The sequence below is a fragment of the Bacillus sp. L_1B0_5 genome (genome assembly GCF_000836715.1).
Classification (GTDB): Bacteria; Bacillota; Bacilli; order Bacillales; family Bacillaceae_G; genus Bacillus_A; species Bacillus_A thuringiensis_S.
The window spans coordinates 1-16,650 of record NZ_JXIS01000108.1; the positions used below are offsets into that span (position 1 = coordinate 1).

A 16,650-nucleotide genomic window follows, 5' to 3' on the forward strand; every position below is an offset into this window, starting at 1 on the left:
TTCTAATTGATTATTAAACACTTTTAATGTTTCGGTTAAATCTTTGTTTTGCATTCGTACGATTGTATGACGAATCAGTACAAATACAAAAGCGATACAATTCCCCGTAATCAATGTAGCTGAGGAAGTTTGCTCTTTCAAAGTAAAACCAATTAACGTTGCAACTGCAAGATAAGGAAATATGACAAGAAGTTTCTCTCCAAATACCGGATTAATAATAAAATAATTTCTTCTAGAAGATGCACTCCTCGGGATAGTAGCGGCAATAGCAATAAATAATAGGAAAACTCTATACAAACACCTTAAAAATATAACGGAACGCTCTGACAAATCACCTTGTAAGTAAAAATACAAATAGTCCGTAATAGCTAATCCAGTTAATACTAGGGTAAAAATATACAATTTACTTTTTGCATTGAAAATAGCAGGTCGAAAGATTAGTGTAACTCCAAGTAATAGAAGCAATAAATCTATAATCGGAAAAATAAATGAAAGAAATACATCTCCTATTGATAAGAATAAGATATTTGCAGAAGGTTTATTAAATAAATACCACTCTAATGTAAATATAGCAGTAACAACAATACATAAATCACAAAGTAAATACGCTTTCTCCCACTTGTTACACTCCATCATGATTTTATAAAAGAATGCAAAGAGAAAGAAAAATAAGAAAAACAACAAAAACACATCAGAAATATTAAAATTTTGTATCGGTAATTCTATATTAAATACTTGGAAGGCAGATATGAAATTCCCTATCAAGAAACACCCTATCGCAAGAGTAATGCAAACCCAGAATACTCCTAATTTAACTTTTCTTGATAATATAGAATACAGTAATGAGATAAATACAGTAGTTTCAACGATTAAAGATGATAGTCGTATATTAAAATCTGACACGAAATAATAGTTAGGAAAAATAAATAAAAATATACAGCAAAAACTTATATAGGATATTAGAGCTATTGTTAATAAGATAAATTGCAATTGTAGATGTTTGAGCAATGTATACACCTTCTTAAGTTTTTTCATTTTTGATAATGAACAATGTATATATGTGAATCAACAGCTTTTAATTTATGTTTAATTATTATTTTTATTATGACCATTCAAAAAGATTTCTTTCAAAATAAATCAAGCTTACTTTTTACCTGAAGGTATTTAAACATTTTAAAATAGGAATCACAATAATTGTATACTTTCAATCCAAATCATATAGCTTAATTATTTTCTAATTGAAATTTAACATAAAAAAGAAGGAAATAAGTTTGTCCCTACCTTTTTTATATTGTTGAACAAGTACATGAAAATCTAGAACATTTAGACATGGAGTACCTACAAAATTTCTAATAGTAACTGTTTATAAGTTTTTGGTTCATATATTCCTTTAGTATTCATTTAGGACAATAACAAAAACACCGACTTATATAATAATTTAATAAGTCGGTGCGATTACACACTATAAACTATAAAACATTTGAGATAATAAATTTATACTTTAGTAATTTATTATCTCAAATGCTAGATTTATTATAATTAAAGGAAATATTGTACATAGATATTCACTACATCATAGAAAATTGCTATGATTCACCTTGCTTAATTACGAATTTCTTTTAAATATATTATTTTATAATTTAAAATGCATAAAAAATTTGTAGCTTGATTCTCATAATCCTTCTCTTACTTCAAGTAAGCAAAAAGCGTAGATGAATTCAATGTTCAAATATCATATTATTAGATTTCCTCTGTTATCTATATAAACATAAATCGCTAGTGAAGTCGTTTATCGCCACTTCGAACTTCTATAAAGTTGGGGAGTAGTTCACAAAGCAATATTATTTTGTAAACATATTACAAGATTTATTAAATTACCTCTTACTTATTACAACCTAAATTCAGATACGTTATTTCCTTTCCATTCATAATAATCTAAAATCCCTTCATAAATAGCTTTTGCTGCAGTCTGTCTACCGTTTTCATCATCTAATTTACTGTAATCGATACCATTATCTATAAAAGCAAGCTCAGTTAATACAGCTGGCATGTCGTTTTCTCTTATAACATGGAGATCTCCATGTTTAACACCCCTATCCCTTGTTTTAAGAGCCTCTACTAAACGTGTTTGAATTTTTTTCGCTAATACTTGACTTTCTTCCACATGTTGATTTGCTTTTTCACTTTTAGAAGACTGATAGTAGTATGTTTCTGTCCCTTTTGCCTTACCATTAAAAGCATTTGCATGAATACTTATAAAGATATCACCCTGATTTTGCTTAGCAAATTTAACACGTTCCTGTAAAGAACTTTTTTGATCATGTCCCGGTCTATTATTAGTTTGACGGGTCAATATAACTGTAAATGGTGTATGCTTTTCAAGCAATTGTTGTAGACGCAAAGAAGTGTCTAGTACAATCTCGCTTTCAGGTAATCCCTTTGTGGATTTCCCAGGATCTTCGCCACCATGTCCGGGATCAATAATGATTGTTTTACTTTCTAATGGTTTTTTTGGACGATGTTGCATCATATCTGTTTTTGCAGTAAGTTGAGCAGCTTCAGCACGTGTTATAAATCTATTTGGTTGCCACCCGTTCTCGGTACCATTAGAGATTTTTAAATCTATTAAAATATTGGCATATCTTTCTCCCCAATGCCCTTTTAAATCTTCAAATTTAACCTGTTGGTTATGATTTGGTGTGCTTTGTAGTTTATATGCATTTACTAGCATCGTAGCCATAGCAGCGCGAGTTACTTTTCCAGATGGATTGAAGATTCCATTACCTTCCCCTTTAACAATACCAGCTTTTTCAGCAGCAGCAATATAAGGAGTAGCCCAGTGGTTTTGTGAATCTGTAAAAGATGGTTTTGCATTAGGAGCAATTTGTATACCTAAAACTTTTGTCATAATTTTTGTAGCCGAAGCTCTGTCTAATGAGTCATTTGAACCAAAAGTTCCATCTGGATAGCCATTCAATACTTGTTTATCCACTAAATAATTTACAGATTTGTCAGCCCATGCAGGAACGTCTGGAAATTTGTGGTTATCAGCTAAACCAGTAGATGAATTCGCTAATAAAATGGCTGTAGAAAGACTTGTTATAAGGATAGTACGTTTCATAAAAGTTTGCACCTCTAGTATTATATTAAGTTTGATTAAAAATGGAGATTTTATAAATAAATTCATAGTATATATTCTTAAGCTCTTATATAAAAGTCAGAAATAGCCATTATATAAATATGTTTTTCATTATCCCAACTGCTTTTAAAATAGCAAGGGTAATATATGTAATAGTCCTAATTTCGATTTTATCCTGGTTATTTTCGATAATATCCAGGATAGCATCTACTACATGCATGAATTCTAGCAAAAGAGTAAAAGTCATTACATTACATTTTCCCATTCGATCTTTACCATGAACATTAACAGCTGTAACTAAATCCCACATAAGTGGTCTTGCTGATCCAAAATAAAAAAGTAGATTTTGACCATTTACAACTTTGATAGTCTTTCGTACATCTTTTGTTTTCAATTCCACTGGGACGTTTTCAGAAACAATGGTTATTGGTTCTACTTTTCGAATACTGATATTAATGCCATAGGTAACGCTTCAGCATCATTACTTCCAGTTAAATTTTCTCATAGCAACATCCCCCATTCTTTTCTGGATTTATTATATAGTTCGATCTATAATGAAAAAAGGTCAAATGACCAATAATAAAAAAAGGTGAAAATATGAATCTTAAAGATATTGTGAATGGTGCCCCAGCGCATATTAAGAAAGAATTTATTTATAGAAAACATAAGAAAGATAGCTTTATTATGCAACCACATGAACAAAATGATTATCTTTATATTCTAACTACAGGTAGGGCAGAAGTTTATAGACAAAGCTATGAGGGAGCCATGATTTCATTGTATATTTATAATTCATATAGTTGTTTTGGGGAGGTAGAAATTTTTAATGAAAAACATTATACACTCGGTGTCATTGCAAAACAAAATTGCGAAACGATAGCTATCCATAAAACATATGTTTATGAATGGCTGAGAAACGATTTCAATTTTAATTTTCACATTATTAAACAACTTTCCTCAAAACTTATTTTAAGTTCAGATACTGCGGCAAAGTTATCACTGCTAACAGTTAAAGATCGTATTTTATTAAGTATACATAATCATTATAAAATTGGTGATTTAGATAACCTTACAAAGCAAATTCTATCAAGTGAGGTCTGTGCACCAATTAGAAGTTTAAATCGTTCAATAGCTCAGTGCATAAATGAGGGACTTATAAGTTATGCTGATAAAAAATTCTCTATAAATTCACTTGAAGAGATAGAAAAATGTCTTGAGAATTTTTTAATAAGATAACATTATAAATTATATTTATTTTTAATTGACCATGATTGATTCTCCTTGTTTATAAGGATACTGCCAACGGGATTTTCCACCTTACCAAGCCATTTCTCTATTAACAAAAACAGATTGTTATATCCGACATCAAAGATCGTTTATAAAACTTTATTTACGCACAAAAAAATCTCCATATACGAATAAAAGTAATATAGCTTTTTTGCAAACTTCTCAGAAAAACGGAAGAAAAGATAATATTTTAAATAAACCAATTCAAAAAAGTCTTGTAAAAAATTACAAGACTTTTTGAGTTGGTATATACATTATAAATGGAGAATTTTATTTTGTTAAAATTAAGACCAAATCCATTGATCAGCGTTTAAGATTTGTGTTTGAGAATCATTAACTTTTTCAATCTCGTCTTCTACCGAGAATATCATATCCCTCATAACGTTCTCCATATGCACTTTAACTTTGTCACCTAAATTAAATTTTTGTCCTTTTGTCAAATAAACCGTAACTTCCCTTTTTTTAATTCCATCTTTATCCGTATATTGAACATTTACATAATCTCTTGAAAGATGCTTATCTATCTTTGTGATATATCCTATTTCATATTCATAAGCAAAAGCACCTTTTATATATTTTCCCTCATGCAATGAATCATCAGTATTTTGAACTTTTTCAACAGACTGTGCAATCATATATTCTGCAAAGCTATGCATCATTGCACCAACAGCCACTATATCATCTCCAATTTTTAAATTAGGATTTAAATTATCCATACTAATACTAAAATGATTCTTGTAGTCAATAAACTCAGTTGATTTCTTCACCTCAACATAAATGGTATTCCCAATAACCTCCACTATACGCCCTTCAATTGTTGAGACACTTGATTCAACAGCTGCACTGGCCTTTGTTGCTTCTAAACCTGGTAAATTTGTACCTGCAAGTGCGGCAATGCCTAAAGCACCAGCTAAAATAACTTTTTTCATATTCTAAACATCTCCAATCATAAAATTTCCAATTGATAATAGTTATCAATTAGTGTGTAATCATTATAGTTACACCTTTTAAGAAATGTCAATAAAAAAATTCATACACTTTTATACGGTAAAATGATTAATAGTATTGGAGATCATTATTACATGAAGTAAAATATTTTGTATTTATGCTATTTCTTTGACGTCGTTCTTGTAGCATGTATTCCTCTACTTGAACCAGAAATGTTAATCTATTCCCTATATTTTTACCCTCTGCCCATACTTGCTGTGAAATAAGATATTCATTAAAGTCTTTATGAAATGTTTACCCAGACATAACAATTTCTAATAATATTTAATTATTTTAAATCTCGTTGCTTTATTTTTTTTTCAGTCTCATTGTCTATATAATTTCTAATCAATTTAATAAATGGATTCCATGATGAAAATTCTTTACCGTATGAAACATTAAACTCATGGTTAAAATCTAAGGGAGTATATCCCTGGTTATGCTGAATGATTGTCTCCATTTTATCTAGTGCTTTTACTAACTTCGCTTCTTCAGTTTCCCCTTTATTGTATTCCTCCCATAGTTCAAATATTTTGTTACGCGTGTTTTCTGAAAGGAACGCAGTTAATTTTGAAATAGATTGACTTTCCTGTTGGAGTTTTTCTTGTTTGTTTATGTTTAGTATAGCAGGTGTATCTCCCTCGTACGCCTCGCCCAAATCATGTATCAGGCTCATGCGAATGGTTTTATTAAAATCAATATTTAAGAAATAATCTTCTAGCACTAAAGAGAAAAGTGCTAGTCGCCATGAATGTTCTGCAACACTCTCTTGTCTTTTATCTTTTGTCCAAGCAGTTCTAAGCGTATTTTTTAGATTCTCTAGTTCTTTGACAAAAGAAATAATGTTTTGAAAATCATTGTTTTGATTGTTCATTTTGACATTCCTCTCTAATTTGCATTCGTATAGTCTATTAATAAAATACATAAGTTAAATCTTATGTATTAGAAGAAGGTAATTACTTTATTGAACTTTTTATTTTTGCTCAATATTGTTATTTAAGCATTTGTGAAAAGTATATGAAAGGACAATTGTCCTTTCTCGCAGAATCATTTTAGTTTTTAATTACATTGTGGACAAAACAATGGAGGTGATTTTTTGAAAGGTATATTATTTGCAATTATTGGTGGCGCGTTAATTACACTTCAAGGTACTTTTAATGCCCGACTCAGTTCAGATATTGGAATTTGGTCAACAAGTATTATTACACATTTAATTGGTTTTCTAATTGCAATATCTATATTTTTTATAAAGAAAGAAGGAACAGTAACTGATTTAAAAAGTGTGAAAAAAGTATATTTATCTTCAGGTGCATTTGGAGTCATTATTATTTTTGCTGAGACTTTTGCTATTTATTCAATGGGGATTACATTAACAGCTGGAACCCTCATGATTGCCCAACTTTTAACGGCAACTTTTATTGAAATTAATGGTTTATTTGGGATACAGAAAATCAAAATAATGAGACACCATGTAGTTGGAACAATAGTTATGATTTTAGGTATCGTTGTGTTTAATATGTAGGTTTGAAAGGATTGGTGAAAATGATAGATGATAGCAGATCAGAATTAATTATTCAGTATTTAAAAGCCCACAATATTTTTGATCTTTCCACCAGAATTAATTTAAAGCACTTTCAGACGAAACATTTCAAAAAAGGCGAACTTATTTGTCATAAAGATGAAGAAATGAATCGTTTATATTTTGTGGTAAAGGGTAAAGTGAAAGTTTATACAATTACACCTGACGGTAAAAAGCTTATCTTACGCTTTATTAATCCTTTGGCAATCGTCGGTGATATTGAACTCATTCAAAATAGTACATCTCATAATGTAGTTGAAGCATGTTCTAATGTGGAAACTATCTCTGTACCATTTGGAGTGATAAAAAAAGAATTAAAACATGACATCGCACTTATGAATTTTTTATTTCAAAACATGGCGAATACCTTAAAAATAGCAACTGATTTCACAGCTCTCAATTTGCTTTATCCTGTAGAAGTACGTGTAGCAAGTTATTTATTGTCTATATCAACTGATAGTACTGGAAACATATATAGAGAAGATATCGATTCTACATCGGTATCAAGCATTGCAGATTTTATAGGAGTAAGTTATAGGCATGTAATTCGGATCTTACAAAAGTTTTACAAAGATCAACTAATTGAAAAGAAAAATGGAACGATTTTAATCAAAGATGTTTCTAGAATGAAAGAAATTGCTAGAAATAATATCTATGAGTAAATAGAAAAGAGGAAAAGTATAATGGGTTTGATTTTCGCTATCTTAGCAGGTGCATTAATCAGTTTGCAATCAGTCTTTAATGTTAAAATTAACGAGAGCGTTGGGCATTGGCTAACGACCTCTTGTGTTCTTTGTTTTGGATTGATTAGCTCTTTAATAGCTTATTTTATTACGGAAAAAACTTTGTTCATAAACTATCACACGACAAATTATATATATTATTTAAGCGGATTATATGGTATAGGCTTGGTTGTATTTATTATGAGTGCTATAAAATTACTAGGACCGTCTTATACAGTTTTAATCAGTCTTATAACGCAGTTGGTAATTGCGTTATGTATAGATACATTTGGATTGTTTGGAATAGAGAAAGTACCTTTTCAAATAAACAAACTAATTGGTATAGGCATGTTAGTACTTGGAGTCATTATCTTTAAGGATCTTCTCCCTTACAAAAAGAGAATTCAAAAAAATAAGCAAGGAGTGTAGTAAACTGGAATAATAATCAATTTAATTATTCTTAATTTAGATTAGAGATATAGTCAAAAAGCACCTGTTCAAATGAACAAATTAATTTGTATAGGTCTAATAATAATTAGTGAATTTATATCTCAGACAAGATAGGTTTTTCATAAATTAGGGTATACACAGATTAATTAGGAAGAATCCGATTTTCCTAACGTAGAGAAAATCGGATTCTTCTTTCTAAAATATTGCTTAGCTTACTAAATTCGCGTTTTTTGAAGGGTTCCCATAACATCATAAGCGTAAAGATATCCTTTTCGTTGACTGGATTTATACAAACATTTAAACAACCACGCGATGTTGTATATTTTGAAAAGTTATCATCAATATTAATGAAAGCGTAATCAAATTAAGAAGTTTTTAATTATTTATGAAAACGTTTCCTCCTAAAACATTATGAGAATTAAATACGAGTAAAACTGTACACAAAGAAATCCCGGGTACGAAACACAGGGTATAGAAATTACTGAACATACCCTTTTACGAAAGGATTAATTAGTAGTTAAAGGCGTGACAATTATAATCCAGGAAGAAAATTTCCTGCGAAACAAAAGGAGAAAAATATAGATATGTCTACATTAAGTCCAGATTTAAGCATGAAAAAAACTCAGGAATATAGTGCTAAGAAAGCAGTACCTGTTATCTTACTATTATTTCTACTATCTTTGGTAATTGACAATTCATTTAAGATTATTTCTGTTGATATGGTAAAGGATTTTCACATTTCAGCAACAACAGTTAGCTGGCAAGCCACATTATCTGGCCTGGTAATTGGAATTGGAGCAGTTGTTTATGCAGCTTTAGCAGACTCTATTAGTATGAGGAGACTTTTTAGTGTTGGTATTATTTTAATCTGTGTCGGTTCAATTATAGGATATATTTTTCAACATTCATTTTTACTAGTTGTCATCTCTCGAATGATCCAAACAGCAGGTCTAGCATCTGCTGAAACGTTATATGTTATCTTTGTAACAAAACACTTACCTGCAGATGAACAAAAGAAATTTTTAGGATTAAGCACAAGTAGTTTTGCTCTTTCACAGCTTATCGGTTCATTAACTGGAGGTTATGTTTCAACGCACTTCCATTGGACAACTCTATTTTTACTTTCTTTAGTAACACTTCTCGCTCTTCCTTTTATTTTGAAATATCTTCCTAAGGAAGAAACGAAAAACAGTAATGTAGATGCATTGGGATTATTTTTAGTGGCAACAATTTCGGCATCTTTACTACTATATATTACTAAATTCAATTGGATGTACCTTCTCTTGTTAATTATTGCAGTTATATCGTTCCTAACTTACATTGGTAAGAGCTCAAAAGCATTTATCGGCATAGCATTCTTTAAAAACAAACAATTTATCTCACTGCTTGGAGTTGCTTTTGTAATTTATTCTGTACAGCTAGCATATATCTTCGTATTCCCATTCTTGCTCGAAAAGATTTATGGTTTAAAGCTAGATACTATTTCACTATTATTAATTCCAGGCTATATAGCAGCTGCAACAGTCGGAGCTCTTTCTGGAAAAATTGCGAAGGTTTTAGGAAGTAAGCAATGTATTACAATTGCTATGTCTAGTATTATGATCAGCTTATTATTAGGCGGATTCTTTATAAAAGCTTCTATTGTTGTATTCGTGATATCCATGATTTTATTCTCTAGTTCATTTGCATTCATGTATGCACCATTACTTGATTCTTGCATTTGTACAATTGAGAAAGAGAAAACTGGAACAGCAATCGGTTTTTATAACTTAACTCTTAATGTCGCTATGTCAATCGGAATTGCTTATACAGCAGCTATGATGAATCATTCCTCGCTGCGAAAAAGTATTCTAGGCATTACAAGCAATGCGGATATTTCCATGTATAGTAATATCCTATTCATTCTCGTACTTATTACCCTTTTTAGTTTATCTCTGTACTGGGTATTAGTAGAACGAAAAACGATAAAGTAGATGCTGTTTTCTATTTAGGATTTCAATGTAAGATTACTGTGAAACAACAAGGAAAATTGAACGTTTATACGTATAATACATTTAATCCCTAAAAATTCATATTTTGGGGATTTTTCTTTAATAAATTATATTCTTTCAACTTTATTTATTTAGTTTGATATTACGTTTAGATTTATATTTTATAAATCTAAAAAATTTCAGTTTAGACTTTCACTTTGACGTATTTGTTGAAGCAAGAAACTATAAACTAATATTTATTAGTTTACTTTGGAACTTTTTGTAAAAATTTGTATAAAATAGAGTGAAATTAAAGATGTATTAAGACGAAAATGGTATTTTTTTTTAAAAGCCTAGTTTTTACTAGGTTTTTTGTTTAACTCATTTATATTCTACATAATAAATCCCAAAGTAAACATTTATTGAAAATCTTTACACATTAACACATTTTTTAAAATCCAACGCATAATGCTATGAGCATTTACAACATAGTTGGGTCATTAATAAGAAAAACCACAGTAATTGCTGTGGTTTTTCTTATTGAAACTGTGAAAATAAATTTCTATTCAAAGATTTACTTACGAATATTGTAATATCACTGGCTAAGTATTTTAGAGTTTCTTGTCCTATGTTCAAAAAGTTTAGACTTTCATGTCCCGTTATTGAGACATGAAAGTACCTACAAAATTTATGGTAATGGCTATTTATCAGCGATTGTTCATGTGATTTTAGTTTAAACTTTCATGTCTTTTTACAGGTATCAATCATATATTGATACCTCTCTTCTTTTTCAAAAACTAGTATAGTATCCATATAAGTAATCAAGCTATTTATTAAAATTGTATTCTAGCTCAAAAATTCGAATAGTTGGTTTAAATATCAGTTTAAGCATTGGTTTAAAAATTAATTTACATTATTTGATTTGAGGTGTCCAACATGAGTAACCAAGAAAAAGAAAAGTTTAAAATACTAATAGATAAACATAAAGGTAAAATGCCCTGGTATATCATAGAGTATGCAGAAATGTAAACAGCCCTCTCCCCCGCTACATTGTATGCTTACATTACTGAATTTGAAAAGTTTCTAAAATGGCTTATAAGTAATCGATTAGCCGTTGAAAACGGTAAGGTGGTCACTAATATATGTGATGTACCAATTACAACACTAGAAAATCTACCATTAAATGAAGCTAGAACTTTTCAAAGATATCTACAGGGAGAAGGTATTGAGACAAGAGCTATTAATAGAACTTTCTCTGCTTTAAAATCCCTATTCAAGTACTTATCTCAAAATACAGAGAATGAAAAAGGGGAAAATTACATCTCACGTAATGTAATGGAGAAAATGGAACTGCATAAGGAAAAAGTAGATGCAGCAGCAAGAGCAGATGACGTTGCAAACATGATATTTAATGAAAAAGATGATGTAGCTTTTCTTCAATTTCTAGCAAATGATTATGGTGAAATGTTAAAAGATATATCATCAAAAAAATATAGTTTTTTTCAGCGTGATAAAGAAAGAGACATAGCCATTATAAGCCTCATTTTAGGCACTGGGCTTCGAGTTTCTGAGGTAGCTAGTCTTACTATATCTAGTATAAACTTCCGTCAGGGGAAAGTAAAAGTGACGCGTAAAGGTAATAAGAGATATTCCGTGTTAGCTACTCGCTCTTGCTTAGATGATATTCAGGAGTACATTAAGGTTCGTCCTAGTAAATATAACTGCCCTCAAGATGAAGACTTACTTTTCGTAACAAACTATAAAGGGAAATATACACAGCTAACTGTTAGAGCTATACAGAAGTTATGTGACAAATATTCAAGTGCATTTGATGAGAAGCGTAGCCCTCATAAACTACGACACACATATGCTACAAATCATTATAAGGAAAACAAAGACCTAGTATTACTTCGGGATCAACTTGGCCATACTTCTGTGGAAGTTACTAGTATCTATACAAATATTAATAATGAGAAGAAACGTGAGGCTGTTGATCGCTTGGAAAGAAGGCAATTTGATTAATAATTACTTTGTATTCAATAAGAATTAATAGGTATAACGAAGTCTAATTAGGAAGTGGATGCAAGTGAATTCAAATGTAAATAAGTGTGTACGCTACCCTGCAGGTTGTATAGTGCAAAATATATCACCTATAGTCGATGTTAATAAGAGGTATTCATTAGAGGTTTCTATTAATACTTCTAATGCTAAAAGTACGGCTACAGTCATAATGATGAATCCAAGTAAAGCAACTAAAATTTGCTCCGACGATACTGTTAATAAAGTATTAAGGTTCTTTATAAAATATAAAAATATATCCGTTAAAAAGGTTACAATATTAAACCTATTCCCTTACTATGTAACCGATTCTGCAGAGCTTGCAAATTACGTTGATAATAATGACTCTATTGACCTTCACGAAAATATATACAGATTTGAAAATTATATTGATGAAAGTGATTTAATTGTACTAGCTTGGGGCGATGTACCGTCAGGTTTTAGTGCTAAAACGCATAATGAATATGTCAAAAAAACTATGGATATTATTACAGCAGCCCAAAAGAAAAATGTTGTTTATGTATTCAGGGATAATAGGTTTACTAAAAATCAAATTATCACACAAAAGCAAAGACCTAGACATCCTAACAGAATATCTTTAGATGATTTGCACAAAATTCAAAGCTATTCATTTGATCGCGGCTTACTTAAAATTAAACTGAAATAAAGCCTTAAGAGATAATAAGTTTGTTGAATTTATGTCTTAAAAATACAACACCCATATATCAGTTCATTTAATATATGGGTGTTTAAAATGTTCTATATGCCTTTAGTAGCCTTGGAATGAAGTTTGATTAAATTAACCTAATAGACCTTGATAAAAAAGCAAATAGAAAAAGTTTGTTTTGAAAAAAAGATTGATCAAAACACACTCTTCTATATTCAATTGAATCATCTTTTAATAAAAAATCTTGATAATTTTTGTTATCCTTACTCAATTACAGCGCCCGATTATTGAATATCTAAATAAATTTTTATGTTTTAGAATCTAACCGATACACAGAACCTAAATGTTACTCATCTTCTTGGTACGTTCTAGGGGTAAGCCTTCCCTCGTCGACTTTCTCTAATAGTTTCTGATTTATACTAAGTTTCCTTATTATTATTATTATTTCTTCTGATAAAACATTCTTTGTGACATACCCATCGAGCAATAACGAAGCGAAGCATTGTGCATCTACGGCCTGTTTCCTTTCAAGGTCAAAAGGTATCGTTCCATAACTATGTTCATAAAATTCACCGCATATCAAATAAAAATAGTAAATTATTTAATTCTCTACAGCCTGGCTCAATTATTGAACAAAGAAATACTCTACGAAACGAATCCTTTTATCCAACTTTTTACAAGTTATCAATCTTTATTATAAATTCGCCTAACGATATTAGAAAGCAAAATCAGGTTCATCTATTTTTACTGAAGTTGAAATATTAATTTTAGCTATACGATCACTACAATACGAAACTACACCTATATATAATTCGGATTGTTCTTGACTCACTTCAATTATATAGCGAATAACATTTTCATTATGTTTATTAATAAAATACTCAACCTCTGCACTTAAGCTAAAATTACTTTTTTCTATATTATCTACAAAGACACTATCTTTCCCATCTAAAAGTTCCTGTAGTTCAGATAAATATCTACTTATTTCAGCGAATTTCCGGAATTTTATTTTTCCAAGTTGTAAAAGTGTATCTTTTTGTATATCTTCTATATTATTGATAGATTCAATTACCTCGTACTCTAATTCGGCACCAATATACTTTATATACTGGACATCTTCAAGTTTTAGCCATTGGGAAAAATAAAACAATTCGTCCTCATTATTGAAATTATAATCAACATAACATTCTCTACATAAATTAGGGTTTGGACCACAAAATAAGACGTAGTTATATGTACCTTTTACTTTGCTACTTTCATATTTAATTCCGTCATAACCAAGCTTTCTAACATATTCAGAAAGCACCTGTGTTGCAACATATTCCAAATCTGTATCTTCTTTAGATATAGTTTTACTTATTTCATCAATAAACTCATCAACAAATTCAGATAACCATATCCATTCGTGTTTATAGTTATCATCAAAAATACTCATTAATTTTATTTCGGCATTTTTAGATAAATCTAGTAACTTAAGATTCATTCTTGGTGAAAATCTTCCTGCTAAATAGCTTTTATTTTCGCTAGCACAAATCTCCTCTAGCCCAGTTTTTATATCAGTGGTTAAATATGTGTACGATATCCCTGCTGGACTCATTCTATTGTTAGTAGAGTATATAGCAGGTGCAGGTGCAACCTCTTTAAATAAATTTAAACTACTTAATTTCTTCCCTTCCGCTTCTAAATCCATCCCCCTTGCTCTATATAGGATTGTCTTTTCATCAATTTCTGCTTCCATCAACATAAAAACATCATGTAAACCAGACAATAGCGCTTCTCTTTTAGAACCTGATGGCGAAATATCGAAGTATCTATTGTAATATTTACAGGTATTTTTAAATTCCTTCCAAATATAATATTCTGATACATTTTCAGTCCCATACAATGCATTTCTCAGTACGAAGCACTCGCTTTGAATATCCTCAAAGACATCCGTATCCCCATCTTTTTTATCCCAATCAGATGGACCACTCGCATCTATTAATTTTTGCAGTAGAACTGTGGCAGCCTCCTTATCATACGCTGCGGAAAAAATACGTTCATTACAATAAAGAATATTTAAAATAGATTCACCTGTCTCTTCCCCATCTACTCCAATATATGCCTTTTCTTCCGAATCCCACATTGAACCAGTAAAATCCTCCGCATGGTCGTATGCACGTGAAAATCCCTCTCTAATAAACTCTCCAACTCCTTCAAGTTCACCAATATTTACTTCTTTACCATCACAAAAATCACAATTACCAATCATATCTTGAGATTGTATATACATAACTATTTCTTTCTCATTAAAACACTCTTCACAACAATGCACTATTGACTCCCTCTCTATTCAATTTATCAAAATGTATTTTTAAAATTTTTTATATTATTTTTGCACCGGATTATACCACTTATTTATTTTCCCCTTATTTCACGTTTATAGATTTTACTCATTACACTTTCTAAAACATCCTCATGTTCTCTCGGTTTCAATCTACGATTATGAACCTTAATCCTCTCTATATAAGCCTCTCTCAGCCAATTTGATATGGTTTCACGCTGTTTTTGCTTTAAGTGAGACCATTTCTTATTAGTTTGTAGTAATTGCCCCTTAGAATTCCTTGTGTGATTCTTCATCGAACGCTACCTCCCCTACTTTATTTTTACTTATTTCTTATTCGAACCGAAAACACAGTGCATTCCAAATCGAGTCACAGCATATGTCGTGCCAATGTTACCGATTGAGCCTTTTGGAAGTCATTTATTCTTTTACATAATGTCGATGATTCAATTCCCCACTCTTCTATTACATCCGTACTACTCATAATTTCGTTATCCAATAAATTAAGGTCTCCCCAATCAAAATCTTCAAAATTAAACCGTCCATCTCTAACTGCTGCAGCATGTCTTCTTCATCCCCTTTTACCGCAAACAAATTATGACTCTTTCCCTGATGGACTTTTTCTAATACTCCTACATTTAGCTAATCATGTTCAGTTACCTTAATTATAATATTCTCAGATATATAATAATAGATATCTTCTTTTAATTTGAATATAGATTCATCCCATGCTTCATCATCACTAGTTCCCATAAAATTTGTTTTGCTCTCGTTTTACATAAATGTAAATTGATACAGTATAAAATATAATTATATAGAAAATAGGGTGAATAATTTCACCCCCGAATTTTTATTGAAAAATTAATTAAATTCACTCAAATAATCCTGATAGTTTGTTATGATGATAATATATCATTTAAAGGTATTCAATAATTATTAATATTTGTTTTTTTCTATATTCTATTGAAGATTGGAAAGCGAAACATGAGGGGATATTATCCAAAATGTAACCTAAAATGTTTACAGATCAAAATTTATAAAGTGAAAAGAAAGAGAGAAGACACCTAGATTAAGTTTTAAACAAAGTATTCATATAAGAAGGAGGAATTTATTTGTACAAAAAATCATTAAATTTTTTATTATATTGTATTTTAAATACTTTTATGTATTTAACCATTTATTTCTTTGCTATAAAACCAGCAATTATCACTGCAACATCCATAGACTATAATAGGATGAAATTTATTTCCTTATTACTTTTACTCATTTTAATTTCTATGATATATGGTTTAATAATGAGAAAAATAATTCGTCACAACTCTGGATCATCCGGGTCTACTGTAAATGAGAGTTTAATATTTATATTTAGCCATGTTTTCACTGCACTTATTCTCTTTTTTATCATATTAATTTAATTTATAATACGTATGAGTTGAATAAGTCTTCAATAAAATAAATACCACTGTAA

Annotated in this window: 12 protein-coding genes and 4 pseudogenes; 8 read left to right on the plus strand and 8 right to left on the minus strand. The window is 30.1% G+C overall.

What is annotated here, in order from left to right; all coding sequences use genetic code 11:
• From RT27_RS27250 to RT27_RS27260, 3 genes and pseudogenes are all read right to left on the minus strand, one after another.
• Positions 1–1,008: pseudogene (locus RT27_RS27250) on the minus strand (GGDEF domain-containing protein); the annotation flags it as partial.
• 880 nt (positions 1,009–1,888) lie between these two features.
• The gene (locus RT27_RS27255; RefSeq protein WP_043938319.1) at positions 1,889–3,121 is read right to left on the minus strand and encodes an N-acetylmuramoyl-L-alanine amidase; all 1,233 of its coding nucleotides are present in this window, start codon (positions 3,119–3,121) and stop codon (positions 1,889–1,891) included.
• 109 nt (positions 3,122–3,230) lie between these two features.
• Positions 3,231–3,539 carry a hypothetical protein gene (locus RT27_RS27260; RefSeq protein ID WP_052497710.1) on the minus strand — a complete coding sequence of 103 codons (309 nt, stop codon included), beginning with the start codon at positions 3,537–3,539 and terminating at the stop codon, positions 3,231–3,233.
• Between the two features lie 197 nt (positions 3,540–3,736).
• Between RT27_RS27260 and RT27_RS27265 the strand changes: the two genes are divergently transcribed.
• Positions 3,737–4,375 (plus strand): Crp/Fnr family transcriptional regulator, encoded by a 639-nt coding sequence (locus RT27_RS27265; protein WP_043938320.1) that lies wholly within the window; start codon positions 3,737–3,739, stop codon positions 4,373–4,375.
• Between the two features lie 335 nt (positions 4,376–4,710).
• Here RT27_RS27265 and RT27_RS27270 read toward each other — a convergent pair whose 3' ends face one another.
• Together RT27_RS27270 and RT27_RS27275 are read right to left on the minus strand one after the other, a co-directional pair.
• Positions 4,711–5,355, minus strand: coding sequence for an ATP F0F1 synthase subunit alpha (locus RT27_RS27270; RefSeq protein WP_043938322.1), 645 nt, complete (start codon positions 5,353–5,355; stop codon positions 4,711–4,713).
• Positions 5,356–5,702: 347 nt separating this feature from the next.
• Entirely contained in the window at positions 5,703–6,287 is a 585-nt protein-coding gene (locus RT27_RS27275; protein ID WP_043938324.1) for an HD domain-containing protein, read from the minus strand.
• Between the two features lie 222 nt (positions 6,288–6,509).
• On the opposite strand from RT27_RS27275, the gene RT27_RS27280 reads away from it, so the two are divergent.
• From RT27_RS27280 to RT27_RS27305, 6 genes and pseudogenes are all read left to right on the plus strand, one after another.
• The gene (locus tag RT27_RS27280; RefSeq protein WP_043938326.1) at positions 6,510–6,935 is read left to right on the plus strand and encodes a DMT family transporter; all 426 of its coding nucleotides are present in this window, start codon (positions 6,510–6,512) and stop codon (positions 6,933–6,935) included.
• A gap of 20 nt (positions 6,936–6,955) precedes the next feature.
• A complete protein-coding gene (locus tag RT27_RS27285; RefSeq protein ID WP_043938327.1) occupies positions 6,956–7,654 on the plus strand; it encodes a Crp/Fnr family transcriptional regulator in 699 nt (232 codons plus the stop codon).
• An 18-nt stretch (positions 7,655–7,672) separates the two neighbouring features.
• The gene (locus RT27_RS27290; RefSeq protein WP_043938329.1) at positions 7,673–8,143 is read left to right on the plus strand and encodes a DMT family transporter; all 471 of its coding nucleotides are present in this window, start codon (positions 7,673–7,675) and stop codon (positions 8,141–8,143) included.
• Between the two features lie 605 nt (positions 8,144–8,748).
• The gene (locus tag RT27_RS27295) at positions 8,749–10,137 is read left to right on the plus strand and encodes a tetracycline resistance MFS efflux pump (RefSeq protein ID WP_043938330.1); all 1,389 of its coding nucleotides are present in this window, start codon (positions 8,749–8,751) and stop codon (positions 10,135–10,137) included.
• Positions 10,138–11,070: 933 nt separating this feature from the next.
• Positions 11,071–12,156 (plus strand): annotated as a pseudogene (gene xerS, locus RT27_RS27300) (tyrosine recombinase XerS).
• A 64-nt stretch (positions 12,157–12,220) separates the two neighbouring features.
• Positions 12,221–12,859, plus strand: a complete 639-nt coding sequence (locus RT27_RS27305; RefSeq protein ID WP_082044927.1) for a DUF1643 domain-containing protein — start codon at positions 12,221–12,223, stop codon at positions 12,857–12,859.
• A gap of 715 nt (positions 12,860–13,574) precedes the next feature.
• Here the strand turns inward: RT27_RS27305 and RT27_RS27310 are convergent.
• The 3 genes and pseudogenes from RT27_RS27310 to RT27_RS34315 all read right to left on the minus strand — a co-directional run bounded on the left by RT27_RS27310 (position 13,575) and on the right by RT27_RS34315 (position 15,935).
• Positions 13,575–15,173, minus strand: coding sequence for an RES domain-containing protein (locus RT27_RS27310; RefSeq protein WP_043938334.1), 1,599 nt, complete (start codon positions 15,171–15,173; stop codon positions 13,575–13,577).
• 98 nt (positions 15,174–15,271) lie between these two features.
• Positions 15,272–15,478, minus strand: a pseudogene (locus tag RT27_RS27315) (transposase); the annotation flags it as partial.
• Positions 15,479–15,508: 30 nt separating this feature from the next.
• Positions 15,509–15,935: pseudogene (locus RT27_RS34315) on the minus strand (hypothetical protein).
• Between the two features lie 359 nt (positions 15,936–16,294).
• On the opposite strand from RT27_RS34315, the gene RT27_RS36280 reads away from it, so the two are divergent.
• Positions 16,295–16,597: an NADH dehydrogenase gene (locus tag RT27_RS36280; protein ID WP_082044926.1), complete on the plus strand. Its 303-nt coding sequence runs from the start codon at positions 16,295–16,297 to the stop codon at positions 16,595–16,597.
• Positions 16,598–16,650 lie beyond the last annotated feature (53 nt).

What these genes read in the sequence shown, in the direction of transcription:
- RT27_RS27255 (WP_043938319.1), bottom strand. Translation starts at nt 3,121, where the DNA reads ATGAAACGTACTATCCTTATAACAAGTCTTTCTACAGCCATTTTATTA.
- RT27_RS27265 (WP_043938320.1), top strand. Translation starts at nt 3,737, where the DNA reads ATGAATCTTAAAGATATTGTGAATGGTGCCCCAGCGCATATTAAGAAA.
- RT27_RS27270 (WP_043938322.1), bottom strand. Translation starts at nt 5,355, where the DNA reads ATGAAAAAAGTTATTTTAGCTGGTGCTTTAGGCATTGCCGCACTTGCA.
- RT27_RS27275 (WP_043938324.1), bottom strand. Translation starts at nt 6,287, where the DNA reads ATGAACAATCAAAACAATGATTTTCAAAACATTATTTCTTTTGTCAAA.
- RT27_RS27285 (WP_043938327.1), top strand. Translation starts at nt 6,956, where the DNA reads ATGATAGATGATAGCAGATCAGAATTAATTATTCAGTATTTAAAAGCC.
- RT27_RS27295 (WP_043938330.1), top strand. Translation starts at nt 8,749, where the DNA reads ATGTCTACATTAAGTCCAGATTTAAGCATGAAAAAAACTCAGGAATAT.